19 protein-coding genes are annotated in these 25236 nt (G+C 73.7%); 9 read left to right on the top strand and 10 right to left on the bottom strand.

Annotated elements, in window-relative coordinates; all coding sequences use genetic code 11:
* Positions 1–66 precede the first annotated feature (66 nt).
* A complete protein-coding gene (locus Pta02_RS10300) occupies positions 67–846 on the bottom strand; it encodes a methylenetetrahydrofolate reductase (protein ID WP_203874509.1) in 780 nt (259 codons plus the stop codon).
* A 435-nt stretch (positions 847–1281) separates the two neighbouring features.
* On the opposite strand from Pta02_RS10300, the gene Pta02_RS10305 reads away from it, so the two are divergent.
* A complete protein-coding gene (locus Pta02_RS10305; protein WP_203874510.1) occupies positions 1282–2427 on the top strand; it encodes a DUF3500 domain-containing protein in 1146 nt (381 codons plus the stop codon).
* Complete coding sequence (locus Pta02_RS10310) at positions 2427–4139, top strand: sulfite exporter TauE/SafE family protein (RefSeq protein WP_203874511.1); 1713 nt, start codon at positions 2427–2429, stop codon at positions 4137–4139. Before Pta02_RS10305 ends, Pta02_RS10310 begins: the two co-directional genes overlap by 1 nt.
* Positions 4140–4464: 325 nt before the next feature.
* Here Pta02_RS10310 and Pta02_RS10315 read toward each other — a convergent pair whose 3' ends face one another.
* A complete protein-coding gene (locus tag Pta02_RS10315) occupies positions 4465–4884 on the bottom strand; it encodes a winged helix-turn-helix transcriptional regulator (protein WP_203874512.1) in 420 nt (139 codons plus the stop codon).
* 66 nt (positions 4885–4950) lie between these two features.
* On the opposite strand from Pta02_RS10315, the gene Pta02_RS10320 reads away from it, so the two are divergent.
* A complete protein-coding gene (locus tag Pta02_RS10320) occupies positions 4951–5832 on the top strand; it encodes an NAD(P)H-binding protein (protein WP_239130070.1) in 882 nt (293 codons plus the stop codon).
* Between the two features lie 97 nt (positions 5833–5929).
* Here the strand turns inward: Pta02_RS10320 and Pta02_RS10325 are convergent, their stop codons facing one another.
* From Pta02_RS10325 to Pta02_RS10345, 5 genes are all read right to left on the bottom strand, one after another.
* Positions 5930–6436 carry a universal stress protein gene (locus Pta02_RS10325; protein ID WP_203874513.1) on the bottom strand — a complete coding sequence of 169 codons (507 nt, stop codon included), beginning with the start codon at positions 6434–6436 and terminating at the stop codon, positions 5930–5932.
* Positions 6437–6449: 13 nt separating this feature from the next.
* Positions 6450–7826 (bottom strand): MFS transporter, encoded by a 1377-nt coding sequence (locus Pta02_RS10330; protein ID WP_203874514.1) that lies wholly within the window; start codon positions 7824–7826, stop codon positions 6450–6452.
* Entirely contained in the window at positions 7823–8302 is a 480-nt protein-coding gene (locus Pta02_RS10335; RefSeq protein ID WP_203874515.1) for an SRPBCC family protein, read from the bottom strand. The genes Pta02_RS10330 and Pta02_RS10335 overlap by 4 nt, the downstream gene beginning before the upstream one ends.
* 166 nt (positions 8303–8468) lie before the next feature.
* A complete protein-coding gene (locus tag Pta02_RS10340) occupies positions 8469–10769 on the bottom strand; it encodes a WD40 repeat domain-containing protein (protein ID WP_203874516.1) in 2301 nt (766 codons plus the stop codon).
* A 128-nt stretch (positions 10770–10897) separates the two neighbouring features.
* The gene (locus tag Pta02_RS10345; protein ID WP_203874517.1) at positions 10898–14140 is read right to left on the bottom strand and encodes an ATP-binding protein; all 3243 of its coding nucleotides are present in this window, start codon (positions 14138–14140) and stop codon (positions 10898–10900) included.
* Between the two features lie 117 nt (positions 14141–14257).
* On the opposite strand from Pta02_RS10345, the gene Pta02_RS10350 reads away from it, so the two are divergent.
* Positions 14258–15313 (top strand): class I SAM-dependent methyltransferase, encoded by a 1056-nt coding sequence (locus Pta02_RS10350; RefSeq protein WP_203874518.1) that lies wholly within the window; start codon positions 14258–14260, stop codon positions 15311–15313.
* Between the two features lie 11 nt (positions 15314–15324).
* Complete coding sequence (locus Pta02_RS10355) at positions 15325–17451, top strand: alpha/beta fold hydrolase (protein WP_203874519.1); 2127 nt, start codon at positions 15325–15327, stop codon at positions 17449–17451.
* Positions 17452–17668: 217 nt separating this feature from the next.
* Here the strand turns inward: Pta02_RS10355 and Pta02_RS10360 are convergent, their stop codons facing one another.
* A complete protein-coding gene (locus Pta02_RS10360) occupies positions 17669–18031 on the bottom strand; it encodes a hypothetical protein (protein ID WP_203874520.1) in 363 nt (120 codons plus the stop codon).
* A gap of 420 nt (positions 18032–18451) precedes the next feature.
* Here Pta02_RS10360 and Pta02_RS10365 point away from each other — a divergent pair, with 420 nt between their 5' ends.
* Both Pta02_RS10365 and Pta02_RS10370 read left to right on the top strand, forming a co-directional pair.
* Positions 18452–19135 (top strand): collagen-like domain-containing protein, encoded by a 684-nt coding sequence (locus Pta02_RS10365; RefSeq protein ID WP_203874521.1) that lies wholly within the window; start codon positions 18452–18454, stop codon positions 19133–19135.
* A gap of 143 nt (positions 19136–19278) precedes the next feature.
* Positions 19279–19602: a hypothetical protein gene (locus Pta02_RS10370; RefSeq protein WP_203874522.1), complete on the top strand. Its 324-nt coding sequence runs from the start codon at positions 19279–19281 to the stop codon at positions 19600–19602.
* Positions 19603–19642: 40 nt separating this feature from the next.
* On the opposite strand, the gene Pta02_RS10375 is transcribed toward Pta02_RS10370, so the two are convergent.
* On the bottom strand, positions 19643–22552 hold the full coding sequence (locus Pta02_RS10375) for an ATP-binding protein (RefSeq protein WP_203874523.1): 2910 nt from the start codon (positions 22550–22552) through the stop codon (positions 19643–19645).
* Positions 22553–22832: 280 nt separating this feature from the next.
* Here Pta02_RS10375 and Pta02_RS10380 point away from each other — a divergent pair, with 280 nt between their 5' ends.
* On the top strand, positions 22833–23486 hold the full coding sequence (locus Pta02_RS10380) for an alpha/beta fold hydrolase (RefSeq protein ID WP_203874524.1): 654 nt from the start codon (positions 22833–22835) through the stop codon (positions 23484–23486).
* A 51-nt stretch (positions 23487–23537) separates the two neighbouring features.
* On the opposite strand, the gene Pta02_RS10385 is transcribed toward Pta02_RS10380, so the two are convergent.
* The gene (locus Pta02_RS10385; RefSeq protein ID WP_203874525.1) at positions 23538–23897 is read right to left on the bottom strand and encodes an STAS domain-containing protein; all 360 of its coding nucleotides are present in this window, start codon (positions 23895–23897) and stop codon (positions 23538–23540) included.
* Between the two features lie 229 nt (positions 23898–24126).
* Here Pta02_RS10385 and Pta02_RS10390 point away from each other — a divergent pair, with 229 nt between their 5' ends.
* A complete protein-coding gene (locus Pta02_RS10390; protein ID WP_239130071.1) occupies positions 24127–25113 on the top strand; it encodes an aldo/keto reductase in 987 nt (328 codons plus the stop codon).
* The last annotated feature ends 123 nt before the right edge of the window (positions 25114–25236 follow it).

Consider the following 25236-nt stretch of genomic DNA (forward strand, 5'->3'; position numbering starts at 1 on the left):
GGCGCATCGGCGCGTTCACGGGCCATGGGGACATGTGTGGACATGTCCCCATGGCCTCGGTATTTCTCAGAGCGCTCCGGACAGCCGGGACTCCACCTCGCGGTAGCGAGCCACGGGGATCAGGTGCACGCCGTCGAAGGCGCCCGAGTCGCGGATGCGCAGCACCTGCTCGCAGGCCGCCTCGACTCCGGCCAGCCGGTCCGCGGCCACCCGCTCCACCAGGTCGGCCGGGATGTCGATGTCCGGGATGGCGGAGGCCATGCGGCGGGCGTGGTTCTCGCTGGCGATGACCATCACTCCCGCGTAGACCGGTACGTCCACCGGGTTGGCCTCGCGCCAGCGCAGCAGCGTCTCCAGTGAGAAGCTGACCTGCACGAACACGAAGTCGGCCGCGCGCTTCCACGCGGGCAGGGGGCGCAGCCCGGCGGCGGTGCCGACCCGGAAGGCGGGGCCGCCGGCGAAGGCGGGGTCCTCGCCGAGCCCGCGTACCTCCTCGATCATCGAGCGGACGGTGAGATCGCCGGTCCGGTTGCCCGTGGTGGGCTTGTCGCCGTACACGAACAGGAACTGGTCCACCCCGTAGGCCGCCGCGGTGAGCAGGTCCCGGCGGAAGCCCAGCAGATTGCGGTCGCGCGAGTTGAGACAGGCGATGCTCCGCCCGCCCATCGCCTGGACCTCGTGGGCGACCGCGACGCTGGAGACCGTGGCCCGGCCGATGTGGTTGTCGGGGATCAGGAAGGAACCGGCGATCTGGCTGAGGGTGCCGATCTGGTGGCGGACGCGCTTGAGGTCGGGACGGGTCGGCGGCTCGACCTCGCAGACGATCTCGAAGGGGTGATCGGTCATGGGGCCGAACCTACGCAAGCACCGGCTTCACGCGCCCGGCGTTCCACTGGGCGAGACCGGTCCGGACGGCCGGAACGCTGCCCGCGGAGGGACTCCGGAGGCCTTTCGGGGAGGTTTTTCCCTTCAGGGGTGAGTTCCTCCCCAGCCGGGCCTTCCGCGTGGCCTAACCTCGGCTACACGGTCTGACCTGCGCATCAGCGGGTCGGGGAGACGTCGTCGTGCGCAGGATCCCGGTCGGCGGGTTCAGCTGTGAGCACGGGGTTCTCCTGTGCCCGCGGCGTGCGGCCGGTTCCGGCGACGGCCGGTCTCCGTGTGAGCGCGGGCCGTCCACCACGCTCCTGAAGAACGGACTCGCCCGTGCACCACCTTCATGTTCTCCGGTCGCGGCCCGCCGGGGCATGCCGCCTCCTGGGCCTCGCGACCCTGCTCGTACTCGTGGCAGCCTGCTCCTCCGGGGAGTCGGACCAGGGGGCGACCGGCTCCGCGACCGGGTCCCCGGCCGTCTCCGGACCCGGAGGCCCCCCGGGGTCCGGGGGACCGGGCGGCGGTGGCGAGGCCGCCTCGACGCCGGCCTTCCTGACGAGCCTGGACTGCCCGGCCGGTTCGACCGCCGGCGGGACACCGTCCGGTACGGCGGACGGACAGACGGCGGAGGCGGTGCTGGCGGCGACCCGGGCGTTCCTGGGCACGCTGGACGAGACGCAGAAGACCACGGTGATGGGGGAGCGCACCCAGGCCAACCTGTCGCAGTGGTCGAACCTGCCCGACCAGCTGTTCAAGCGCGCCGGGCTGCGGATGGACAAGCTGAACTCCGGCCAGCAGGAGGCCGTACGGAAAATCCTCCAGACCGCGCTGAGCGGGCAGGGCTACCGGCAGGTCACCCGGATCACCGCCGCAGACGGCGTCCTGGCCTCCTCCGGAGGGATGAACCTCGACTTCGGGGCGGACCACTACTGGATCCGGATCCTGGGGACGCCGTCGGCGAGCGGGAAGTGGACGCTCCAGTACGGCGGCCACCACCTGGCGGTGAACGCCACGATGGCCGGGGACGCGGTGACCCTCGCGCCGACCTTCTGGGGAGCCCAGCCGGCCGGGTACACCGAGGCGAGCAGCGAGGTCGAGCCGTTGTGCGGGGAGACGGTCAAGGCGTTCAAGCTCGTGGAGGCTCTGGACGACACCCAGCGTGAGGCCGCCGTGCTGACGACGCCCGTGAAGGAGATCGTGCTGGGGGCCGGGCAGGACGACAAGACCCTGGCCGCCGAGGGGGTCAAGGCCTCGACCTTCACCGACGAGCAGAAGAGCCTGCTGCTCGACCTGATCAGCGAGTGGATCACGCCGCTCAACGCCGAACAGGCCGCCGCCAAGCTGAAGTCCGCCGAGGACGGCCTCGCCGGGACCACGTTCGCCTGGTACAGGGAGACCGAGATCGGCAACCCGATCTACTACCGGATCCAGGGACCGGCCTTCACCATCGAGTTCGCCCACCAGCAGGGCGGGGGCGCCAACGCGGGCGGGATCACTCACATCCACTCGATCTACCGCGAGCCCGGCAACGACTACGGCGCCGGACCGGGTTCGTGATGATCACCCGGCGACAGCCGGCCCGGTGGACGGCGGCGGCGGTGCTGACGGTCGTCGGGACGGGCGCGTTCGCCGGAACCGCCACCGGGACGGGCGCGTTCGCGGGAACGGGTGCCGGGGCCGGTGCCGAGGCGGGCGCATTCCCGGTCCGTGCCCATCCGGGTGACGAGGTCGTCCAGCAGGTCTATCTCACCCCCACCGCCTCTCACCTGGCCGTCGAGCTCGACCTCACGCCGGGGGTCCTGGTGGCACCCGCCTTCGCGCGGACCGTAGACGCCGACGGCGACGAAACGATCACCGCGGGAGAGGCGGCCGCACACGCCGCCCCGGTGACCTCGGCGCTCGATCTGCGCGTGGACGGCAGGGCCGTCCCGCTCATCCTCACCGGGCGCGTCTACCCCGCCTACCGGCTTCTCGCCGCGGCGGGCGGCGCCGTGACCGTCGAACTGATCGCAACCCTGCCTCCGGGCGCCCGGAGCGTCGTCTTGACCGACCGCTACCGGCCCGGCCGTACGACCGTCCAGATGAACGCCCTGGTCGCCAAGACAGATCCCGCGCCCTTGGACGGCATCACCCGCGCCGACCAAGGACGGACGATCACCCTGACGCTGGCCCGCCCCGGCGACGGGACGAGGACGACCGGCGGGATGGAGACGCCCGGGGAACCGGGGCCGGTGGGCGGGACGGAGAGGCTCGCGCAGGCGGCCGGTGGGGTGGCCGTGTTCGAGGCGCTGGGTGCTCCGCTGCGATCACCCTGGGCCCTGGCGGTGCTGATCGGCACCTGCGTCCTGCTCGGGGCCCTGCACGCCCTGACCCCCGGCCACGGCAAGGCCATGCTCGCCGCCTATCTGGTCGGCGCCCGCAGCACCCCAGGACAGGCGGTCGTCCTCGGAGCCGTCATCACCGCCACCCACACCTCCGCCGTGATCCTGCTCGGCGGAGCGGTCCTGGTCGCGGGCCGGTTCGTCGTCCCGGCGGTCCTCGTCCCGGTCCTGGAGGTGACGGCCGGGATCGTCGTCCTCCTGCTCGGCGCGAGGCTCCTGGCCCGCCGCCGTCACCGCGGCCACAGCGGACATGGGCACAGCGGACACGAACACGGCGGACACGAACACCGCGGGCCTGAACACCGCGGCCCCGGCCGCCGTCGTCACCACCCCGGCCGCGGCAGGCACCGGTACCGCGGATCCGGTCACGGCCGCCCCAATCATCATGATCGTCCGGATCGCCACGGCCACGAGACCGGGGACACCTACGACACCCGTGACACCCGCGGCGGCCGTACGTCCCCGGCGAGGCTCCTGCGTCCGGCGGCCCGGCGCCGGCACGCCCCGCCCGTCACCCGGCCCACCGGCTCATCCGCCGGTCCGCCCGCGGGCCCGGCCGCCGCTCCGGCGGGCCTGCGGGGCCTCGCCGCCATGGGCGTGGCGGGCGGGATCATCCCCTGCCCGGAGGCGCTGAGCGTTCTGCTCCTGGCCATCGGCCTCAACCGCACCGCGCTGGGACTGACCATGGTCGTCGCCTTCAGCGCCGGCCTGGCCGCGGTCCTCATCGGGCTGGGCCTGATCCTGGTGAGCGGTCGTACGGCGTTGCGCAGGTTCCGGCGTCCGGGCACCGGCCCGCTCGTCGTGTGGCTGCCGGTCGTGTCCGCGGCCGTCGTCACCGTCCTCGGTCTGGCCATGGCGCTCAGCGGGGCGAGCGCGCTCATGGGCTGAGCCGGCGGCCCGCCGTACCTGGTGATCCCGGCGGGCCCGCGCCGGACGGGTGAGCGGTGGGCCTCCATCGGGCGGGCAGGTGGTGGTTCCGCGCCGTACGGGTAAGGAGCGGCGCATGCATCGAAGCCGCGTTCACGCCCTGCTGATCGACACCCCCGAAGCCGAGGCCGCCGACGCGGTGGCCTTGTGGAGAGCGACCCGGAGCTCTTCGCCGCCGAGGCCAAGATCTGGCCCTGATCCCGGAGCCCTGATCCCGGAGCCCTGATCCCGGGGCCCTGAACTCCGCCCGCCCGGTCGGTTCCCCGGCCCGAGGCGCGCGCCGTACTCAGCGGATGCCGGCGTCCGGGTGGGCGGCGTCCCACGCGCGCCGGGAGGCGGCGATACCCTCGCGGTGGGCGGCCGACCAGTCGGCCAGGGCCTTGACCAGGTGGGTGAGGCTGTGGCCGGTGGGCGTCAGCTCGTACTCCACCTGCGGGGGGACCGTGGGGTACACCGTCCTGCTCACCAGGCCGTCGCGCTCCAGGCGGCGGACGGTCAGGGTGAGCATGCGCTGGGAGATGCCGGGCACCGCCCGCTGGAGCTGCCGGAACCGGCGCACCCCCTGGGCCAGCTCGACGATCACCAGGACCGACCACTTGTCCCCGATCCTGTCCAGCACCTCGCGGATGCCGCAGTCCTCGTGCTCGCCGCCGCAGGAGACGACCGGTTCCGCGGACGCGGTTACCTGCGTGTGCCCCACCGACATCGAAGTGCCTCCTTATGGGATCCGTCCCGGTTCTTGATGATGATCCCAGTTACCTGAGAGAACCACATGATCGGGGGAATCCTCATGATCCTCGTCACCGGCGCGTCGGGCGCCCTGGGGCGGCTCGTCATCGACCATCTGACCCGGTCCGCGGGGGCGCCCGATGACCGGTACGTCGTCGCCGGGACCAGGGACCCGGAGAGCGCCCCGGCGGGGGTGCCGGTGCGCCGCGTCGACTTCGGCGACCCGGCCTCGCTGGCGGACGGTTTCGCGGGGGTGGACAGGCTCCTGCTCATCTCGGCGGGGTACGGCGAGGACGACGAGGTCATCGCCCGGCACGGGGCCGCGATCGAGGCGGCGGAGAAGGCCGGGGTCGGGCACATCGTCTACACCAGCCTCAGCGCCGACGGCGACCACCTGGCCTATGCCCTGGCCCACCGCTGGACCGAGCACAGGCTCCGGTCGGGTACGGCGCGCTGGACGATCCTGCGCAACGGCCTCTACGCCGAACTGCTCGCCACGCTGACCCCCGTCGAGGACGGCCGGATCACCGCGCCCCTGGGGGAGGGGCGGCTGGCCGCGGTCGCCAGGCGGGACCTCGCCGAGGCCGCCGCGCGCGTGATCGCCGACGCCGCGGCGCACGAGGGCCGGACCTACGAGCTGGTCGGTGAGGAGGCCGTCGGCGGGGCCGACCTCGCGGCGCTGCACTCCCGGATCACCGGGGCCGCCGTCTCCTACGAGCCCGGCACCCTGGCCCGGGCCCGCGAAACCTTCACCGCCCTGGGACTGGCACCCTTCCAGGTCCCGATGCTGGTGGGCACGTACTCCGCCATCGCGGGCGGGTTCATCGGGCGGACCGGCGGTGACCTGCGCACCCTGCTCGGCCGCGCCCCGCGCTCCGCCCTGGAGGTCATCGCCGCGACGGTGCGGGCCGGCTCCCCGGCCTGACCCCGCCGCGGGGCCGGATCCGTTGTCGGCCCGGCGGGCATGTCCGTGGGCCGGGTCCGCGCCGGTGCGGCGGGCGCGGACCCGGCCCTCCCCCGGCTCAGGCCGGAGGGGGCTCCTGCGGTGCGTGGAGCTCCGGCGCCCCGTGGGGCGGGCGCACGATCAGCACCTCGCACTCCGCGCGGCGCACCACCTCGGTGGCGACGGTGCCCAGCAGCCGGTCGGCGATGCCGGCGTCGCGCAGCGCCCCGACGACGAGGAGGTCGGCGGCCCTGTCCCTGGCGGTGGACAGCAGCGTGCTCGCCGGCTCGCCGTCGGCCATGAGCGCCGCCGCGATGGTCGCGCCCTGTTCCCGGGCCAGGGCCACGGCCGAGGCGATGGCCGCGCCGGCGGTGTCGCGCCCCGGGATCTGGCCGGCGCGCGAGTCGCCCAGGGTGGCGACGTTGCGCGCCTCCTGCCGGCGGGAGAGCTCGGCGTAGGCGCAGACGATGACCAGGTCGGCGTCGGCCTGGGCGGCCAGCCACGCGGCCCGGGTGACGGTCGGGGCGGCCAGCGGCGAGCCGTCGGTGCCCACGACGATCGTGCGGTAGTCGGGTGCCTTGCCCATCGGTCCACCTCCCTCAGTGCGCGCCCGCGGGCATCTGCATGACGTCGTCGACGTCGCGGACGATGGGCGGCTCCTTGATCCATGTCATGGCGAGGGCGGCCACGGCGAGCATGATCCCCGCGAACATGATCGCGTTGGTCGGGTCGCCGCCCAGGACGTTCTCGTAGATCCAGCCGAAGGTCAGCGTCTGGATGAGCATCGGAATGACGATCATCATGTTGATGATCCCCATGTACACGCCGTAGCGCGTGGACGGGATCATCCGCACGGCCATGATGTACGGCACGCCCATGATCGAGGCCCAGGCGATGCCGAGGCCGATGATCGGGATGAAGAGCAGGTACTGGTTGGTCAGGTTGGCGAAGACCACCAGCCCGACCGCGGCGCACAGCAGGCAGAAGATGTGCACCCACTTGGCCCCGCGCCTGCGGGCCAGCGTCACCAGGGGGAAGGCCACGCAGAAGGTGACGATGTTGTACCAGCCGTTGACGAGCCCGGTCCAGGAGACGGCGTCGGCGTACTTGGGATCGTCGGCGCTCACGCCGTAGACGGACTCGGCGATGGACAGCGAGACGTACTGCCAGTAGCAGACCATCGCGTACCACTGGAAGAGGTACACCAGCGCGAGCTTGCGCAGTTCCCCGGGCATCTCGACGATCGCGTCCCAGATCTCCCGCAGCGCGGAGGCGAAGCCGCCCTTCCTGGCCCGCAGCGCCGCCAGTTCCTCCTCGCTCGGGGGGATCTCCGGGGTGGTGAGGATCGACACCAGGACGGTGCCGATGGAGCACACGGCGCCCAGCATGAAGGAGCCGACGACCCAGTACGGGATGCCGGCCGAGGTCGCCCCGCTGATGAGGTTCTGGAAGACGAACAGCGAGATGTTGGCGAGGGTGATCCCGAACCCGGTGAAGAAGCTCTGCGCCAGGAACCCCTTGGCCAGCTGCGACGGCGGCAGCTTGTCGGCGATGAAGGCGCGGTAGGGCTCCATGGCCGTGTTGTTGCTGGCGTCGAGGATCCACAGCAGCAGCACGGCCGTCCAGATGGCGGCCACGAACGGGAACAGGAACAGGCAGATGCTGCAGCCGATCGCGCCGATGAGGAAGTACGGCTTGCGGCGGCCCCAGCGCGGGCTCCAGGTCCGGTCCGACAGCGCGCCGATGATCGGCTGGATGAGCAGCCCGGTGACGGGGCCGGCCAGGTTCAGCAGCGGCAGGTCCTCGGGGGAGGCTCCGAGGAAGTTGTAGATGGGGTTCACCGCGGTCTGCTGCATGCCGAAGCTGTACTGGATGCCGAAGAACCCGAAGTTCATCAGCAGGATCTGCCGCATGGTCATCAGCGGCTTCTGCCGCACGATGGTGAGGTGCACCGCGGCGGGCTGCGTCGTCGTCACCGGGGCACCTCCCGGTTCCGGTGCCCGGCCAGGTAGGTCTCCAGGCGGTCGAGTTCGAGCTCCCAGCCCTTGCTGTGGTAGCCGGCGACGGTCGGGTCGTAGGGGCCCTGGACGATGCGCACCAGGGTGCCGTTGCGCCCCGTCTTGGTGAACTCGACCCGCAGCTCCAGCGGGGCGTCGGGGTCGATGCCCGGGTCTCCGGTGATGCGCTGCCGCGCGACGAAGACGTCGGGCTCGAAGTACTCGGTGAAGACCGCGTCGGTCGTCACCCGGGTGGTGGGGTCGTTGTCGCGGACCTTGACGTGGTGGTGGCGTCCACCGAGCTTCAGGTCGGAGGTGACCGTCTCGGTCTCCACGTGCCAGCCGGGGCTGCCACGCCACTGGGCCATCTCCTCCGGGGCCGTCCAGGCCCGGAACACCTCCGGCCGGGGATAGTCGTACTGCCGCTCGACCACAACCATCACATTGGCGGTCATGGGTCCTCCAGCCCGGCAACGGCCGGCCGCGCGTCCTGTCTGGCCCCGCTGCCCTCCCCACACGATCCACCCGGTTGCTAAATCTGTCTAGCACGCAATTTCACGGACATATCCACTGCTGTCCATCGGCGTTCCGGGGTACGGCGACGCCGCGTGGGCCGGTCCGTCAACGGGGCAGGAGCAGCGCGACCTCCCGGCCGAAACCGGCGATCAGCCCGCCGTCCGGGGCCGGGGCGAGCGGCCCCACCGGCAGCGGGAACGTCAGCTCGGCCCCGGCCGGGCGGCCGTCCGGCAGCTCCAGGATCCGCACCGTCTCACCATGGCCGGTGACGGCGACGGGACGCCCGCCCACCACCGCGGTGGTCAGGGCCCGTGCCGGGATCCCGGTCAGCGGCTCGCCCAGCGGCCGTGCGCCGGCGAGGTCCCACAGGCGGAGTACGGCGTCGCGGCCCGCGGTGACGGCGACGGGGCGATCGTCCACGGTCGCGGTGGCGACCGCGGTCACCCAGTCGCCGTGGCCGGTCAGCGGGTCGCCCGTCCGGTGACCCGGCTCCAGGTCCCAGATCCGCACCGTCTTGTCCCAGCCCCCGGTGACGGCGACGGGCCGTCCGTCCACCATCGCGGTGGCGACCGCCGTCACCCGGCCGGTGTGCCCGGCCAGGGGTTCGCCCGACTGGCGGCCCTTCTCCAGGTCCCAGACGCGCACCGTGCGGTCGGCGCCCGCGGTGACGGCGACGGGGCGCCCGTCCACGGTCGCGGTGGCGATCGCCAGCACCCGGCCGGTGTGCCCGGCCAGGGGTTCGCCCACCCGGCGGCCGTCCAGGAGGTCCCACACGTTCACGGCGCAGTCAGCGTCGACGGTGACGGCGACGGACCGCCCGCCCAGCACGGCCGTGGCCAGCACCGCCGTCTCCTCCTCGAAGCCGCCGAGGGGCGGGCCGGCCTCCAGGCCGGTGCCGAGGTCCCAGGTGCGCACGGTGCGGTCGGCGCCCGCGGTGACGGCGACGGGGCGCCCGTCCACGGTCGCGGTGGCGGCCGCCAGGACCGGACCGGTGTGCCCGGCGCGCCCGGAGCCGGTGGGGCGCGCTCCGGCGTGCCCGGACCGGGTGCGGCCGGGCCCGGCGTGGTCGGACCGGGTACGGCCGGGCCCGGCGTGGTGGGCCTCGGACAGGTCCCAGATTCGTACCGTGCGGTCGGCCCCTGCGGTGAGCGCGACGGGGCGCCCGTCCACGGTCGCGGTGGCCACCGACCACACGTGATCGGTGTGGCCGGTCAGGGGTCCGCCCGACTGGCGGCCCGCCTTCAGGTCCCAGACGCGCACGGTGTGGTCGGCGCCCGCGGTGACGGCGAGGGGCCGCCCGTCCACGGTCGCGGTGGCCACCGACCACACGCGGTCGGTGTGGCCGGTCAGGGGTCCGCCCGACTGGCGGCCCGTCTCCAGGTCCCAGACGCGCACGGTGTGGTCGGCGCCCGCGGTGACGGCGAGGGGCCGCCCGTCCACGACGACGGAGGTCACCGCCAGGACCGGTCCCCGGTGGCCGGAGAGCCGGTGCCGCAGCCACAGCGCGGCACGCGCGTCCGGGTCCCGGATCGGGCCCCGGGCGAACGAACCGCCGGGCTCCAGCAACCAGACGCCGACCGTCCCGTCGGTGCCCGCGGTGAGGGCGACCGGCTCCCCGCCCACCACCGCCGTGCTCACCGCCCCCACGGAGCCGGTCTGGACGGGGTGAGCCGTGCCGGCCTCTCCCACTTTCCGGTGGGTGCGCAGGTCCCACACTCGCACGATGTCGTCGCGTCCGGCGGTCACGGCGATCGGGCGATCGGCGAGTACGGCCGTGGCCACCGCGCTCACCCCGTCCCGGTGCGCCGACAGCGGCTTGCGGAAGTCCTCGCCCGCGGTCAGGTCCACGAGCGAGAGACGCCCGTCGTCGCCTCCGGTGACGGCGACGGGCCGCCCGTCCACGGTCGCGGCGGAGATCGCCACCGCCTCGGAGGTCACGGACGATATCGGGTCGGTGCGGCCGTACAGCGGTTCGCCCATCTGACGGCCCGTCTCCAGGTCCCAGATCCGCACCGTCTTGTCGGCGCCGCCGGTGACGGCCACGGGCCGCCCGTCCGCGGTCGCGGCGGCGACCGTGCGGACCGGACCGTCGTGGCCGGCCAGCACGTGCAGGAGCCGGTGGTCGAGCAGCGAACCGCCGGCCCAGGCGACCCTCCATCCGGGGGAGGGCTCGCCGGGCAGGTCCACGGCCGTGAATCCGGCGGCCAGCTCCCGGTCCCCGAACCTGGCGGCGTCGACGGCCAGCACCTGCCGCCGCCGGGCGGGGCCCATGTCACGGTGCGTGGCGGCCGAGGCCCGGTACACCGCGGCCACGAACCGTGCCCGCGGGCCGGGCGTCCCGTCCAGCGCCGCCAGGACGCGCTCCGGGTCCGCGGACACCACGAACGCCAGGTCAGGTGATGACATGTCTAGGTTTTCGAGCTGTTCCCCCGAGATTTCTGGCATGCCGGAAGAGTAGTCGTCCCCTCCGACGACCGGCTTTTCGAGGAGGCGCGGTCGTTCAGAGCTTCGCGCGGTTCAGAGCTTCGCGCCGTTCAGAGCTCCGCCCGGCAGCGGGCCGCCAGGTCCCCGGCCGCGGCGGCCGGGGCCAGCCAGCCGGCCGCGGGTGCGGCGGCGAGCACGGGCTCCAGCACGCGCAGCGCCTCGCGCGGCGCACCGCGGGCGAGCCAGGCCCGCGCCACGGACACGTAGACGTCCGTGCCCTGCAACCAGGCCGCGCCGGACGGCGCCTGGATCGCGCGGAGCATCGCGTCGGCCTCCTCCAGGAGCACGCGCGAGCCGGTCGCCTCCGCCATCGGGGCCAGGCAGCGCAACCGGTAGGCCTGGGTGTCAGGCGGGGTGCAGTCCTCCAGGCCGCGTTCCAGGAGCGCGGCGGCCTCGCGGGTCTCACCGATCTCGATCAGGGTGGTCGCGTGCATGCCGAGGGCCGCGGCGCTCCACCAGGCGTGCGAGTCCAGGTCCAGCGATTGACGGCCGTAGCGGACCGCGTCGTCGTGGCGGCCCCGGAGCCGGGCGATCCAGCCCAGGTGGGCGACGTACCACTTCTCGTAGCCGGTGTAGCCGCTGCGCCGGTTGACGGCCAGCGCCTCCGATATCCGGGCCGCCGCCTCGTCCCAGGCTCCGGTCGCGGCCGCCGGCAGCGCGGACTCGAAGACGCACCACTGCAGCAACCACAGGTCGCCGAGCCGCCGCAGCAGCGGCTCCAGCTCGCCGATCAGGCGGCCGAGCGCGGGCATCTCGCCCAGGTGGGCGTGGGCCGTCTTCAGCCCGTCCAGGGCGGCGGCGCGGGCGTGGTCGTCACCGGACAGCCGCGCCGCGAGCAACGCCCGCTCGCCGTACGCGAGCGCGTCGGCCAGCAGCAGCCGGTTGCTGCTGACCACGGCCAGCCAGCCGAGCAGGTGGGCCTCGGCGTCGTGGTCGCCCAGCAGCGTCGCGTGCCGGAGCGCCGCCAGCAGGTGCGCGGCCCCCTCGTCGACGGACCTCCCGACCCCGGCCCAGGCCGCGCCGCCGAGCTGGCGCAGCGCGTTCATCTCCAGCCGGCGGTCACCGGTGACCCGGGCCAGCTCCACTGCGGCCTCGTGGTCGACGAGCGCCTCCTCGTACCGGAACGCCATCTCGTTGACCCGGCCCCGGTTGAGGTGCGCCTGGCCCTGCAGCTCGGGGTCCGCCGCCCGGGTCGCCGCGTCGAGCGCGAGGTCGAGCAGGCCCTTGGCGTCGTCGACCGCGTACCCGGCCATGGCGCGCTGGCCCGCGGTGAGCCAGCCGCGGGCGGCCCTCGGCCAGTCCTCCGCGGCGGCGCTGTGCCGGGCGACGGCCTCCGGGTTGCCGGTCAGGAGATCCGCCGCGGCGCGGTGGTAGGCGGTCCGGGTCGGCGCGGGGACGCTGTCGTACAGGATCTCCTGGACCAGGTCGTTGGCGAACTCGTAGACCCGGCCGGTGACGACGCTCAGCCGGGCGGCGAGGATCCGCTCGCAGCGGCGGGCCGCCTCCTGGACCCCGATGCCGAGCAGGCCCGCCACCGTCTCCGGGGAGAACGACGGCCCGAGGACCGCCGCGGCGCGCAGCAGCTCCTCGGCCGGCTCGCCCGCGCGCCGTACCCGGGCCAGCACGCTGGTCCGCAGCGAGGCGGGGATGCCCGATCCGCCCGCCGCCAGCGCGCGCAGCGTCTCGACCACGAACAGCGGGTGGCCCCGGGTGCGCTCCCCGATCCGGCCGGCCAGTTCCGCGTGGCCCGCGGCGGCGGCCAGCCGGGCGACGGCGGCCGGATCCAGCGGCCCGATCTCGATCTGTTCGGCGACCTCCCCCAGCAGGTCCAGGACGGTCCGGCCCTCCTCGGCCCGTACGGTGGCCAGCGCGAGCAGCCGGCCGGGCCCCGAGCGGGCCGCCAGATAGTGGAGCAGCTCGACCGTGGCCATGCTGGCGTGGTGCAGGTCGTCCAGGAGCAGCAGCACCGGCTGACGGGCGCACATGCGCCGCAGGAACAGGGCGACCGCCTCGTAGGCCCGGCGGCGCTCGGTCTCCGCGCTGGCGTGCTCGGCCGCCACACCGGGGAGCGCTGCGGCGACGTCGGGCACCAGCCGGGCCAGCGCCGCGGCCCGCCCGCCCGCCGCCTCCCGCAGCTCGGCGGCGGACAGCCCGCCGGCGAGCTGCGTCAGCACCTCGGTGAACGGCTGGAGGAACAGGGAGCGCTCCACCTCGAAGCAGCGCGTCGAGACCACCCGGCCACCGGCGGCGCGCGCGGCCCGGGACGCCTGCTCGGCCAGGCTCGTCTTCCCGATGCCGGCCTCGCCGGTGAGCAGCACCAGCCGCGGCCGGCCGCGCACCGCCTCCTCCCACGCGGCGGCCAGCCGCGCCAGCTCGGCCTCGCGGCCGGTGAACCCGACGGACCCGGTGAACCCGGCGGACCCGCCGAACCCCGTGAACCCGGCGGACCCGGTGGATGCGCCGGAGCCGAGAGACCCGTGAGACCCGTGGGACCCGGCCTCCCGTCCGGCGGGCCCGTCCCCGGCGCCGATCGGTCCCGCGACGGCCCGCTCCCGCAGGATGGCCTCGTGCAGATCGCGTGTGACGCGGGCGGGATCGGCGCCGAGCTCCTCGGCGAGCGTCTCCCGCAGCCTCTCGTACGCCGCCAGCGCCCGGCCCGGCTCCCCGGCGGCCTCGTGCGCGCGCATGAGCAGCCGGTGGGCGGCCTCGTCGAGCGGGTCGGCGCGGATCGCCGCCTCCGCGGCGGTGACGGCCTCGGCCGGGTTCCTGGTCCGCAGCGCGGCCTCGGCCGCGGTGTGCCTGGCCCGGCGCAGCAGCCCGGCCTGGACGGTGCGCGCGGGCTCGGCCCACAGGGCGTCGGGCTGGTCCGCCAGCACCCCGGCCGCCGCCAGCAGCTCCGCCGCGCCGCGGGCGGCGGCCAGCGCGAGCACGGGCTCCCCGCCGGTGAGCCGCGTCTCGGCCTCGCCGACCAGGGCCGCCGCCCGGTCCAGGTCGACGGTGACGCCGGGGCCCAGCCGGTAACCGCCCCGCCCCCCGACGATCACCTCGGGACCGAACGTCATGCGCAACCGGCTGACCAGCGTGGCCAGGTTCTGCGCCGGCCGTGACGGCGGGGCGCCGTCCCACAGCACGTCGGTGATGGCGTCGGAGGGGACCAGGTGGCCGCGCCGTACCGCGAGCAGGGCCAGCAGCGTGCGCGCCTGGCGGCTGCCCACCGCGCCGGACGAGCGGACCTCGCCGGCCCGGCCGACGGCCAGGCTCCCCACCAGCCGCAGTTCGATCTCGTCGTCCACGCCCCCAAGTTTTGCCTTCGCTCTGCAACGTTCCTGCAACGGTTCCGAGGAATCTGGGGGCGATCTACAGAGATTCACGGCGATCGGCGGTGAATCCGGACAGAGAGGAGACCGGCCATGGCGGTCGACCAGGACAGACTCATGGAGTTCCTGCTCAAGTTCGTCGGCGACGTGGGCGCCACGATGGCCGCGGGCAACGTGCTCGTGGGGGACAGGCTGGGCCTGTACCGCGCCCTGGCGGGCGAACCGCTCCGGCCGGAGGCGCTCGCCGAGCGGACCGGCACCCACCCCCGCTACGTGGAGGAGTGGCTGCGCGGCCAGGCCGCCGGCGGGTACGTGGAGTACGACGCCGAGAGCGGGACCTACCGGCTCACCGAGGAGCAGGCGTTCGCGCTGACCGACCCGGACGGCGCGGTGTTCGCCCCCGGTGCCTTCCAGCTCGCCGCCGGCGCCCTGCGGGCCCAGGAGCAGATCATCGAGGCCTTCCGCACCGGCGGCGGCGTCGGCTGGCACGAGCACGACCCCGACGTGTTCACCGGCTGCGAGCGGTTCTTCCGCCCCGGCTACGCCGCCAACGTGGCCACGACCTGGATCCCCGCCCTGGACGGCGTGGAGGACAAGCTCCGCGCCGGGGCCCGGGTGGCCGACGTCGGCTGCGGGCACGGCGCGTCCACGGTGCTGATGGCGCAGGCCTACCCCGCCTCGGTCTTCGTCGGCTCCGACTATCACGACGGCTCGGTCAAGCAGGCCGGGATCCGGGCGGCCGAGGCGGGCCTGAACGGCCGGGTCAGCTTCGAGACCGCCTCCGCGCAGACGTTCTCCGGCGGGCCGTACGACCTGATCACCTCCTTCGACTGCCTGCACGACATGGGCGACCCGCTCGGCGCGGCCCGGCACATCCGGGAGTCGCTGGCCCCCGACGGCACCTGGATGGTGGTCGAGCCCGCGGCGGGCGACAGCGTCGCCGCCAACCTCAACCCGGTCGGACGGGTCTACTACTCGTTCTCGACCTTCCTGTGCGTGCCCAACGCGATGTCGCAGGCCGGGGGGTACGCCCTGGGCGCCCAGGCGGGCGAGGCCCCGATCAGGAGGCTCGCCTCCGACGCCGGGTTCACCCGCTTCCGCAAGGTCGCGGAGAATCCGTTCAACATGGTGTACGAGGCGCGTCCCTGAGAGGCCGGGTCATGAAGGCGAGACAGGCGGACTCCGAAGGCTTCGTCGAACACGGCGGCGTGAAGATCCACTACGAGGTGCACGGCACCGGCGGGCCCACCATCCTGCTCCTGCCGACCTGGACGATCGTGCACAAGCAGATCTGGAAGATGCAGGTCGCCTTCCTGGCCCGGCACCACCGCGTGGTGCTCTACGACGGCCCGGGCAACGGGCGCTCGGACCGGCCGCTCGCGCCCGCCGCCTACGCGCAGCGGGCGCAGGTCGGCTACGCGCTGGCGGTCCTGGAGGCGACGGACACCGGCCGGGCGGTGGTCGCCGGGCTGTCCAGAGCCGCGAACTGGGCGCTCGAACTGGCGGCCGAGCACTCCGAACGGGTGCTGGGGGTCATCGCGATCGGCCCCGCCGTGCCGCTCGTGCCGTACGGCCCGCCGAATCTGGACGGGCCGCCGCCCGAGGCGGAGCCCTCGGCGGTACGGCGGGGCCGCCACGACCCGATGACGCACTGGCTCAAGTACAACCGGCGCTACTGGGTCGACGACCACGAGGACTTCCTCTGGTTCTTCTTCGGCCAGTGCTTCTCCGAGTCCCACTCCACCAAGGCCATCGAGGACGGCGTGGCGTGGGGCCTGGAGACCACCGGCGAGGTGCTGGTCGCCGAGAGCCTCGCCGAGCGCCCGGACCGGGACACGGTCCTGGACTGGTGCGCCCGCCTCACCTGCCCCCTGCTGGTGATCCACGGCGACCGCGACCGGGTCGTCCCGCTGCAGTGCGGCGAGGCGCTCGCGGAACTGGCCGGAGGGCGGCTGGAGATCCTCGACGGCGGCGGCCACGCGCCCCAGGCCCGCGATCCGGTCCGGGTGAACCTGCTCATCGGCGACTTCGCCGCGCGGTTCGCCCCGCCGCAGCCGCGGCGGACCTGGAGCCGGTGGAGCCGCCGGCCGCGCCGGGTGCTGTACCTGTGCTCCCCGATCGGGCTCGGGCACGCCCGCAGGGACGTGGCGATAGCCCGCGAGCTGCGCGCCCTCCACCCGGACGTGCGGATCGACTGGCTCGCCCAGGACCCGGTCACCCGGGCGCTGGAGGCGGCCGGGGAGCGGGTGCACCCCGCGAGCCGCTGGCTGGCCTGCGAGTCGGCGCACATCGAGAGTGAGGCGGGCGAGCACGACCTGCACTGCTTCCAGGCGCTGCGGCGGATGGACGAGATCCTGCTGGCCAACTTCATGGTCTTCCACGACGTCGTGCGGGACGAGCCGTACGACCTGGTGATCGGGGACGAGGCCTGGGAGGTCGACCACTTCCTGCACGACAACCCCGAACTGAAGCGGTTCTCCTACGCCTGGCTGACCGACTTCGTGGGCATGCTGCCGATGCCGTCCGGCGGTGAGCGGGAGGCGCTGGTGGCCGCCGACCACAACGCCGAGATGATCAGGCGGGTCGAGCGCTTCCCCCGGCTGCGCGACCGCGCGGTGTTCGTCGGCGACCCCGAGGACGTGGTCGGGGGCGACTTCGGCCCGGGGCTGCCGTCGATCCGGGAGTGGACCGAGGCCCACTTCGATTTCGCCGGGTACGTCACCGGCTTCGACCCGGCCGCGCACGCCGACCGGGAGGCGCTGCGCGCCGAGCTCGGCTACCGGCCGGGGGAGCCGGTGTGCCTGGTGAGCGCCGGGGGCTCCGGCGTCGGCGGCGACCTCCTGGGGCGGGTCGCGGCCGCCTTCCCCGAGGCCGCCCGGCGCGTGCCCGGCCTGCGCATGGTCGTGGTCGCCGGACCGCGGGCCGACCCGTCCCGGCTGCCGTCCCATCCCGGCCTGGAGGTGCGCTCGTGGGTCCCCGACCTGCACCGCCACCTGGCCGCCTGCGACCTGGCCGTGGTCCAGGGCGGGCTGACGACCTGCATGGAGCTGACCGCGGCCGGGCGGCCGTTCGTCTACGTCCCGCTCCGCAACCACTTCGAGCAGCAGTTCCACGTCGCCCACCGGCTGCGCCGCCACGGCGCCGGGCGCCGGCTGGACTACGCCGACCTCGATCCCGGTCTCCTCGCCGAGACCGTCGCCACCGAGATCGGCCGGCGGGTCGACTACCGGCCCGTCGCGGGCGACGGGGCCGCGCGCGCCGCCGCGCTCCTGGCCGGGCTGCTGTGACCGGGCCGCCCCGGGCGCGGGGCTATTCTTCTGACCGGCCGACGTTCCCGGAAGGGGCGTCACGCGCTCTCCGGCGCGGCGGGAAATTCCTTTCCTGCCGCACCGGGACGGGCCGATCCGCCGACGAGAGAGGGCGGCCCCGCTCATTTCCGAACGATTTTCAAAATCGGCCGGGAATAGCGGAGCCGCCCTTTTTCCGATGCCGGTGAAGGGATGCTCAGGGCAGGCAGCGGGTGGTGCCGTTGACCGTCACGCACGCCTGCTGGACGGGGAGGGGGACGGTGACCCGCTGCGTCGTGGTGGCGTCCGCCGCGACGGTCGTGGTGGTCCTCACCCCGGCGAGTGTGGTGCCGCCGACGCCGAGGACGTTCAGCCCGATGTCCACGGACTGCGAGGTGGAGCACGACACCGTCAGGGCGATCTCGGCCCCGGTGCCGGTGCGGGTGACCGTCGGCCCGGACGTGGTGCACGGCGCCTGGGCGTAGGAGGGCTGGGCGCCCGCTCCCACGGCGAGGACCGCGGTCATAGAAGCCAGACCGGTGAACAGGGCGATGCCCCGCCTGGTCCTGGTTTTCGGCATGAAAGCCTCCTTGAATGGCCGGCGCTCAGGTTGTCACCGCAAGTGATTGCGCCGCTACGAGAGAGTCTGCAGCATTTATCGGCGGCACGTAAAGCCCTGGGAAAGTAAATTCACGGAAAGATCGCGAACCCGAATCTAATTCTTGGAATCAATGCGAATTGAATTCCTGTCGAATCCTTAAAACGGAAATTTCCGTTTTGCTATACGGGGCGGTCCCTGTGAGTGATCCGCGACGTCGATCACCCGTCCGGTCCGGGCCCGGCCCGCGACGCGGAGGCCGTACGGCATCGCCGACTGCGCCGGGGATTGGAAGATCTCATTTTGATGTCATGCGCCGGTTCTGGGCGTTTGGATCGTTCCTTCCTGCCACGATGATCCACGCCGCACACTCCTGTCCCATCTCGATCCGGAGTCACATCCATGAGAATCGGTAAGCCTGTGTACCTCGCTGCGGCGGCAGTGCTGCTCGTCGGCGTCGCCGGTACGGCCACCGCGTCCGCCCAGGTTGCCGCCCCCGGCGACGTGGTCACCGCGTGCGTCCACAAGAAGACCCGCTACATGCGGCTGGTCAACGCGACCGCCAGCTGCCGCACCACCGAGTTCAAGACCTCCTGGGGCGGCCAGTCCCAGCAGGGCGTCGCGACCGCGGGCCCGCAGGGGGAGCGCGGCCCGGCCGGTCCCGCGGGACCGAAGGGCGACACCGGCCAGCAGGGCCCGCAGGGCTTCCGCGGCCCGCAGGGCAAGCAGGGCGTCCCCGGCCCGAAGGGCGACACCGGCCCGGCCGGCCCCGCGGGCAAGGACGGCAAGGACGGCGCGCCCGGCCCGAAGGGCGAGACCGGTCCCGCGGGTCCGAAGGGCGAGACCGGCCCGGCCGGTCCCGCAGGCCCCGCGGGCAAGGACGGCAGCCCGGTCAAGTACTTCGTGTTCGACCTGGCGGCCTTCGGCATCCCCGGCCTGAAGGGCACCGTCACCTGCGAGGACGGTGACCCCAGCCCGCAGGTCTTCAGGATGGCCAACTGCAGGAAGGGCGGTGTCCCGGCGGTCTCCTCGCAGGGCACCCCCTCGCCCGGCGCCTCGTCGAACGAGTCCGCGGCCAAGCCGTAGGCCCGTCGTCCCGGCCGGAACGGTCCCGCCCTCCGGGGACCGCTCCGGCCGGTCGCGCCATCGCGGTCCCCTGAAAGGGACCGGTCGTGTCATCGCGCTTCCCTGACGCAGGATGTCAGGGAAGCGCGGTTAGCGTCGCGTCCATGACCGACACGAAGGACACCGCCTTCACGGTGGGCAACAGCTTCGACTTCCTCGTCGGCACCTGGACCTCCCGCCAGCGGCGGCTGCGCCGGGTGCTCGCCGGCGACGACGAATGGTACGGGTTCCCGGGCGTCACCAGGTGCTGGAGCGTTCTGGACGGCGCCGGCAACATCGACGACGTGTACGGCGGAGTCCCGATCAAGGTCAACTACATCTGGTCGGACATCACCGCCCACTCGTGCCGCTGGGAGCAGGAGTTCTCCGCCGACGGCGGCGCGACCTGGGAGACGAACTGGATCGCCGAGTTCACCCGCACGTCCTGACCGCCTGCGCGCACGCGCGGCCCGTCCGGCCGCCCGGGGCTCACGCCGGGGGCGGCGGGACGGTCGGCAGGCAGACGGTGAAGACGGTGCCCCCGCCCTCGCGGGGGGCGGCGGAGATGGTGCCGCCGTGCGCTTTGACGATCGCCCTGGTGACGGCCAGTCCCAGACCGGTGCCCTTGATCCCGGCCTCGCGGGCGGTGGAGGCGCGGAAGAACCGGGTGAACAATCGGTCGTACTGCTCGGCCGGGATGCCGATCCCGGTGTCGGCGACCGTCAGGGTGACCGCCGTCTCTCCGCAGCGCTCGCCGAGGCCGGCGGAGACGGTGATCTTCCCTCCCTGCGGGGTGTACTTGATCGCGTTGGACAGCAGGTTGTCGAGCATCTGGCGCAGCCGTACCGGGTCGGCGTGCAGGCGCAGGGGCGGGGCCAGGTCGCTGGTGAGGGTCAGCTGCTTGGCCTCGGCCGCGGGCCGGTGGTCGTCGACGGCCTCGTTCAGCAGGCCGGTCAGCGACAGGGGACGGAGGTCGACGCCGATGCCCCCGGCGTTCATGCGGGCCAGGTCGAGCAGGTCGTCGACCAGGCGCTGCAGGTGGGCGCTCTTGCGGTCGATGACGTCGGTGAACATGCGCTGCTCGGCGCTCAGAGCGGGGTCGTCGCCGAGCAGCTCGACGTAGCCGCGGATGGCCCCGATGGGATTGCGCAGTTCGTGGGTGACCAGCGCCATCAGCTCGTCCTTCATGCGGTCGAGCTCCCGCAACCGGTTCACCTGCTGCTGTTGCTGGGCCAGCAGGCGTTCGCGCTCCTCGGCTATGTGGTGGCGTTCGGTCACGTCGGTGGCGATGCCGTCGACCAGCAGCCGGTCGCCCTCGCGGCGGGGCATCGTCCGGATCCAGATCCAGCGGGTGACCCCGTCCAGCCCGAGGACCCGGCACTCGATCTCGGCGGGCTCGCCCGCGTGCAGCGTGTGGTCGAAGGCGAGATAGGCCGCCATGTCGTCGGGGTGGACCCGCTTGAGCATCAGGTCGGTGACGTCGGCGTCGTCGGGCAGCCGCCGGCCGAACACGCCGGCGGCGTTCTGGCTCTGGTACAGCGAGCGCACCCGGCCGTCCTCGAAGACCTCGATGCTCCACACGTTGTCGTTGATCTGGGCGATGACCTGGTTGAAGTAACGGCGGCTGGCGTCCAGGGCCAGGGCGAGCTCCTCGGCGCGGCGGCGTTCCTTGTAGCGGCCGAGGTGGGCGGAGATCCCCTCCAGCAGCTCGACCAGGCCGTCGTCGGGTTCCCGGACGGCGTCGGTCAAGAGGATCAGCACGCCCAGGATCCGTTCACCGCTGCGGACGGGAAGGCCGACGACGGTGCGCAGGCCCGCCTGCAGCGCCTCGTGCTCGCGGACGAAGCCGTCGGGGTCGTCCAGCAGGTCCCTGATCCAGTGGCGCCGGCCGGTGTCCCACACCCGGCCGGGCAGCCCCTGGCCGCGTTCGAAGGTCTCGGAGCCGGAGTGCTCCGGGCCGGTGAAGGCCGACAGGTCCCGCTCGGGATCGCTCCACGAGCCGATGTGGGTGATGCCGCTCTGGTCCTCGGCGACGCGCCAGTACTCCCCGCAGGACCACCCCAGCGCCCGGGCGATCGCTCCGGCGGTGCCGACCGCGGCCTCCTCGGCGGTGGCGGCGTCGGCCAGCACCCGGTTCACGGCGTCCTGGGCGGAGCGCAGGATCTCGGTCCGGTGCTGGTCGGTGATGTCGTGCAGGGCCATCACCGCGCCCAGGCGGCGCCCGTCGAAGGTGTCGATGGGACGGCTGTTGGCCAGGAACCGGCGCACCCCGCCGGACGTGTGGGCCGCCAGCGGCTGGCCGTCCACGGACTCCCCGGCCAGCGCGCGGGCCAGCGGCACCTGCTCGGGGGCCAGCGGGGTCCGCCCGTCGGTCGCCAGCAGGCCGTAGACCTGCGGGAGGTCGTCGACGCGCAGGTTCGGCTTCTGCTCGCGGCCGCCGCGCAGCGGCTGGTTGACCACGGTCAGGCGGCCCTCGGGATCGCAGGCCGCGACGCCGACGTCCAGGCTGTCCAGCAGCGCCTGAAGGAACCTGCGCCCGTCGTCGTACTCCCCGCCGCCCCGGCGGTACTCGCCGACCTCGTGCAGGAACGCGTGCACGACCACCTGGCCGTGCACGGTGGTGGCCTGCGCGACCCCCTCCACCTCGAACTCCCGCCCGGCGCGGTCGACCACCTCCAGCTTCAGCCCGCGGCCGGCCAGCGTCGGGGCGTCGCTCTCGCGCAGCAGCCGCAGCCGCTCGTCGTAGTCGCAGCGCACCCGCTCGGGGACGACCAGCTCGACGATCGGCCGTCCGACGCTCTCGCCGGTCGACCAGCCGAACAGCCGCTGGGCGCCGGTGCTCCAGCCGCGCACCACGCCGGCGGCGTCGAGGGAGACGACCGCTTCGGGGACGCAGTCGAGCAGCCGCTGCGTCCACGCCGCGGTCTCCCGCGTCTCGGCCCTGGCCAGCCGGAGCCCGATCTCCGCCTCCGCCATCTCCGCCAGGTCCTCCAGCATGCCCAGCTGCTCGGCGCTCCACGGACGGGGCCGGGAGTCGACCGCGTACAGCGTGCCCAGCACGTGGACGCCGGAGCGCAGCGGAACCCCGGCGTAGGCGACGGGCCCGCCGTCCGAGGGCGTCCACACTCGCCGCCATCGCTCGTCGGCGCCGATGTCCGCCACGACCAGCGGCTCACCGGTGGCCACGACGTGCCGGCACATCGCGTACGACGGCGTGAGCCGGCCGTCCGAGGCCGGATCGCCCGGCCCGGCCGTACTGACCACGACCTGCCGGTCGCGCTCGGCCAGCGCCACCATCGCGGCGGGCACCCCCAGCAGGCGGACCGCCGTCCGGGTCACCCGGTCCAGCAGCGGCACCCGGGCCTCATCCAGCAGACCCGTGGCATGCAGCGTCTGCACCCTCCGCGCGTCATGAACATCATCTATCGCCCCCACCGGCCCAGACTCCCCCGAGATCACCGGCTCCCCGTTCCCTCCCACAGTAGACGCCCGCGCCGGGACGGCCGATGCGGCCCCCGGCCGTTCCCGCGCAGGTCGGGGCGGCCGGCACGGAAACTGTCGGCCGCGGAGACGAGAATCGCCCCCGGAGCCCATCGCAGAGCCCACCGGGTCCACCCAGAATCCGCCGCAGCGACCACCGCGGCGACCACCGCAGAGCCCGACGAGAGGATCCACCGGGATGGCCACGTTCGTTCTGATCCACGGAGGCGGCGGCACCGCCTGGCAGTGGCACCTGCTCGACCCCGAACTGCGCGCCCTGGGCCACGACGTCGTGGCCGTCGACCTGCCGCTGGAGGACGAGACGGCCGGGCTGGACGACTACGCCACCGCCGTGCTCGACGCCGTGGGCGGGCGCACCGACCTGGTCGTGGTGGCGCACTCCTGGGGAGGTTTCGTCGGCCCGCTGGTGTGCGAGCGGGCGCGGGCCGGCCTGCTGGTGATGCTGACGGCCATGATCCCCGCGCCGGGGGAGCCGCCGGCCGACTGGTGGGCGAACACCGGGTTCGACAGCCCGGGGTTCGACGATCCGATCGCCACCTTCATGCACGACGTCCCGCCGGACCTGGCCGCGCAGGAGATGCGTCGCGGACGGGACCACGCCGAGCGCGCGCTGGTCGAGCCGTGGCCGCTGCGGGCCTGGCCCGAGGTGCCGACGGAGGTCCTGCTCTGCCGCGACGACCGGTTCTTCCGCCCCGATTTCATGCGCAGGATCACGCGGGAGCGGCTCGGCCTCACGCCCGACGAGATCGACGGCAGCCACTGCGTGATGCTCTCGCGGCCGAAGGAGCTGGCCGGGCGCCTCGACGACTACGCCCGCCGCGCCGGGGCGTGATTCCAGCGGCGTCCCGCCTGCGCGGCGGGGCCGCCGGGCGGGCGCGACGCCTCACCGGCCATTGGGGCCCATGGCGGGGTGGACGTCGAACCTGGTGCGCAGGTTGCCGGTGGCCAGGGTCCGCGCCACCGGCCCGTCCAGGCCGGCGACCTCCATCTCCACGCCCCGGGTGCGGGCGTCGGTGACGGCGGTGAGGACCTCTCGCAGGCCGGCGGCGTCGCAGTCGGTCAGCGCGCTCAGGTCCAGGACCAGGCGGAGCGGGCCGGTGAGCGTCCAGATCTCCTCGAGCCGCCGCCGCAGCAGGGGAGCGGAGCGGTGGTCGAGCGCGCCGCCGACGCACAGGACCATCCGGTCGCCGAAGGAACGGGTGGTGAGGGTGAAATCCGACGGGGAGTGATGATCATTGAGCATTGCGTCGCTTCCCTGCGCGATCGATGTCATGTACTCCGCCCCTACCGCCGTCGGGCGAGGGCTAACCCCGGACCGGGTTCTTTCCGGTCCGGAGCCCGGACGGTACGGCGGGCCCGCCCCCGGCCGGGCGGCACGGCGCCGGTCGTTCTCCCACGCTTGACCTGGAGCGCGCTCCACATCCCAGACTCCTGTCCGTGATCTGCACGACGGACCGGACGGAGACATCATCGTGAAGTACCGCACCATCGGCGCCGACCCGAAGACCCGCCGCGAGGTGAGCGTGCTCGCCCTGGGGGCGATGCTGTTCGGTTCGGTGACCGACGAGAAGACCTCCTTCGCCATCCTGGACCGCTACGTCGAGGCCGGTGGCACGTTCATCGACACCTCCGACAACTACGCCTTCTGGGTCGACGGCGGGCAGGGCGGCCAGAGCGAGGAACTGCTGGGGCGGTGGCGGCGCAGCCGCGGCGTCGGCGCGGAGATCGTCATCGCCACCAAGCTGGGGGCGCGCCCGCTCGCGCCGGGCACTAGCTATGTCGACAACCCCGAGGGCCTGTCGGCGAAGGTGATCCGGGAATCGGCCGAGCGCAGCGGCGAGCGGCTCGGGGTGGACCGGATCGACCTGCTGTACGCGCACATCGAGGATCGGACGGTCTCCCCGCGCGAGACCGTCGAGGGGTTCGCCGAGCTGGTGGCCGAGGGCACGGTCGGCCTGCTCGGCGTGAGCAACCACGCGATCTGGCGGGTGGAGCGGGCCCGGGCCCTGGCCGAGGCGGCCGGGCTGCCCGGCTACGAGGTCCTGCAGTACCAGCACAGCTACCTCCGCCCGCGCAGCGACGTGCCCGAGCCGCTGTTCCCCGAGGGCAGCCTCGGCCACGCCGGCGCCGAACTGCGCAGCTATCTGCGGGCCGAGCCCGGCCTGACCCTGGTCGCCTACTCGCCGCTGCTGCGCGGCGCCTACACCCGGACCGACAAGCCGCTGCCGCCGGACTACGACCACCCCGGCACGCCCGCCCGCCTGGAGGTGCTGAACGAGGTCGCCCGGGAGACGGGGGCGAGCGTGAACCAGGTGGTGCTGGCCTGGCAGATCGGCGCCGGTCTGCCGGTGATCCCGCTAGTCGGCGTCTCCTCGGTGGAGCAGCTGGAGGAGAACCTGGCCGCGGTGGATCTGGAGCTGACGCCGGACCAGCTGGCCCGGCTGGAGGCCGCCCAGTAGCCCCGGGCCCGCCGCGGACGTGCGCCACGGGTGAGCTCCTTCGCCCGTGGCGCGCTGCCGTACGACCCTTCCTCACCCCCTCCGAACCCTGCGCTCTCCTCCGGGAACGTCGCCTCGGCACGC

The sequence above is a fragment of the Paraplanobispora takensis genome (assembly GCF_016863195.1).
Taxonomy (GTDB): domain Bacteria; phylum Actinomycetota; class Actinomycetes; order Streptosporangiales; family Streptosporangiaceae; genus Planobispora; species Planobispora takensis.

Bases quoted from the DNA above. Each gene is read 5' to 3' on its own strand.
- Pta02_RS10300 (WP_203874509.1), bottom strand. From the start codon at position 846: ATGACCGATCACCCCTTCGAGATCGTCTGCGAGGTCGAGCCGCCGACC.
- Pta02_RS10355 (WP_203874519.1), top strand. From the start codon at position 15,325: ATGAAGGCGAGACAGGCGGACTCCGAAGGCTTCGTCGAACACGGCGGC.
- Pta02_RS10380 (WP_203874524.1), top strand. From the start codon at position 22,833: ATGGCCACGTTCGTTCTGATCCACGGAGGCGGCGGCACCGCCTGGCAG.
- Pta02_RS10310 (WP_203874511.1), top strand. From the start codon at position 2,427: ATGATCACCCGGCGACAGCCGGCCCGGTGGACGGCGGCGGCGGTGCTG.
- Pta02_RS10370 (WP_203874522.1), top strand. From the start codon at position 19,279: ATGACCGACACGAAGGACACCGCCTTCACGGTGGGCAACAGCTTCGAC.
- Pta02_RS10360 (WP_203874520.1), bottom strand. From the start codon at position 18,031: ATGCCGAAAACCAGGACCAGGCGGGGCATCGCCCTGTTCACCGGTCTG.
- Pta02_RS10385 (WP_203874525.1), bottom strand. From the start codon at position 23,897: ATGCTCAATGATCATCACTCCCCGTCGGATTTCACCCTCACCACCCGT.
- Pta02_RS10320 (WP_239130070.1), top strand. From the start codon at position 4,951: ATGATCGGGGGAATCCTCATGATCCTCGTCACCGGCGCGTCGGGCGCC.
- Pta02_RS10335 (WP_203874515.1), bottom strand. From the start codon at position 8,302: ATGACCGCCAATGTGATGGTTGTGGTCGAGCGGCAGTACGACTATCCC.
- Pta02_RS10340 (WP_203874516.1), bottom strand. From the start codon at position 10,769: ATGTCATCACCTGACCTGGCGTTCGTGGTGTCCGCGGACCCGGAGCGC.
- Pta02_RS10350 (WP_203874518.1), top strand. From the start codon at position 14,258: ATGGCGGTCGACCAGGACAGACTCATGGAGTTCCTGCTCAAGTTCGTC.
- Pta02_RS10325 (WP_203874513.1), bottom strand. From the start codon at position 6,436: ATGGGCAAGGCACCCGACTACCGCACGATCGTCGTGGGCACCGACGGC.
- Pta02_RS10315 (WP_203874512.1), bottom strand. From the start codon at position 4,884: ATGTCGGTGGGGCACACGCAGGTAACCGCGTCCGCGGAACCGGTCGTC.
- Pta02_RS10365 (WP_203874521.1), top strand. From the start codon at position 18,452: ATGAGAATCGGTAAGCCTGTGTACCTCGCTGCGGCGGCAGTGCTGCTC.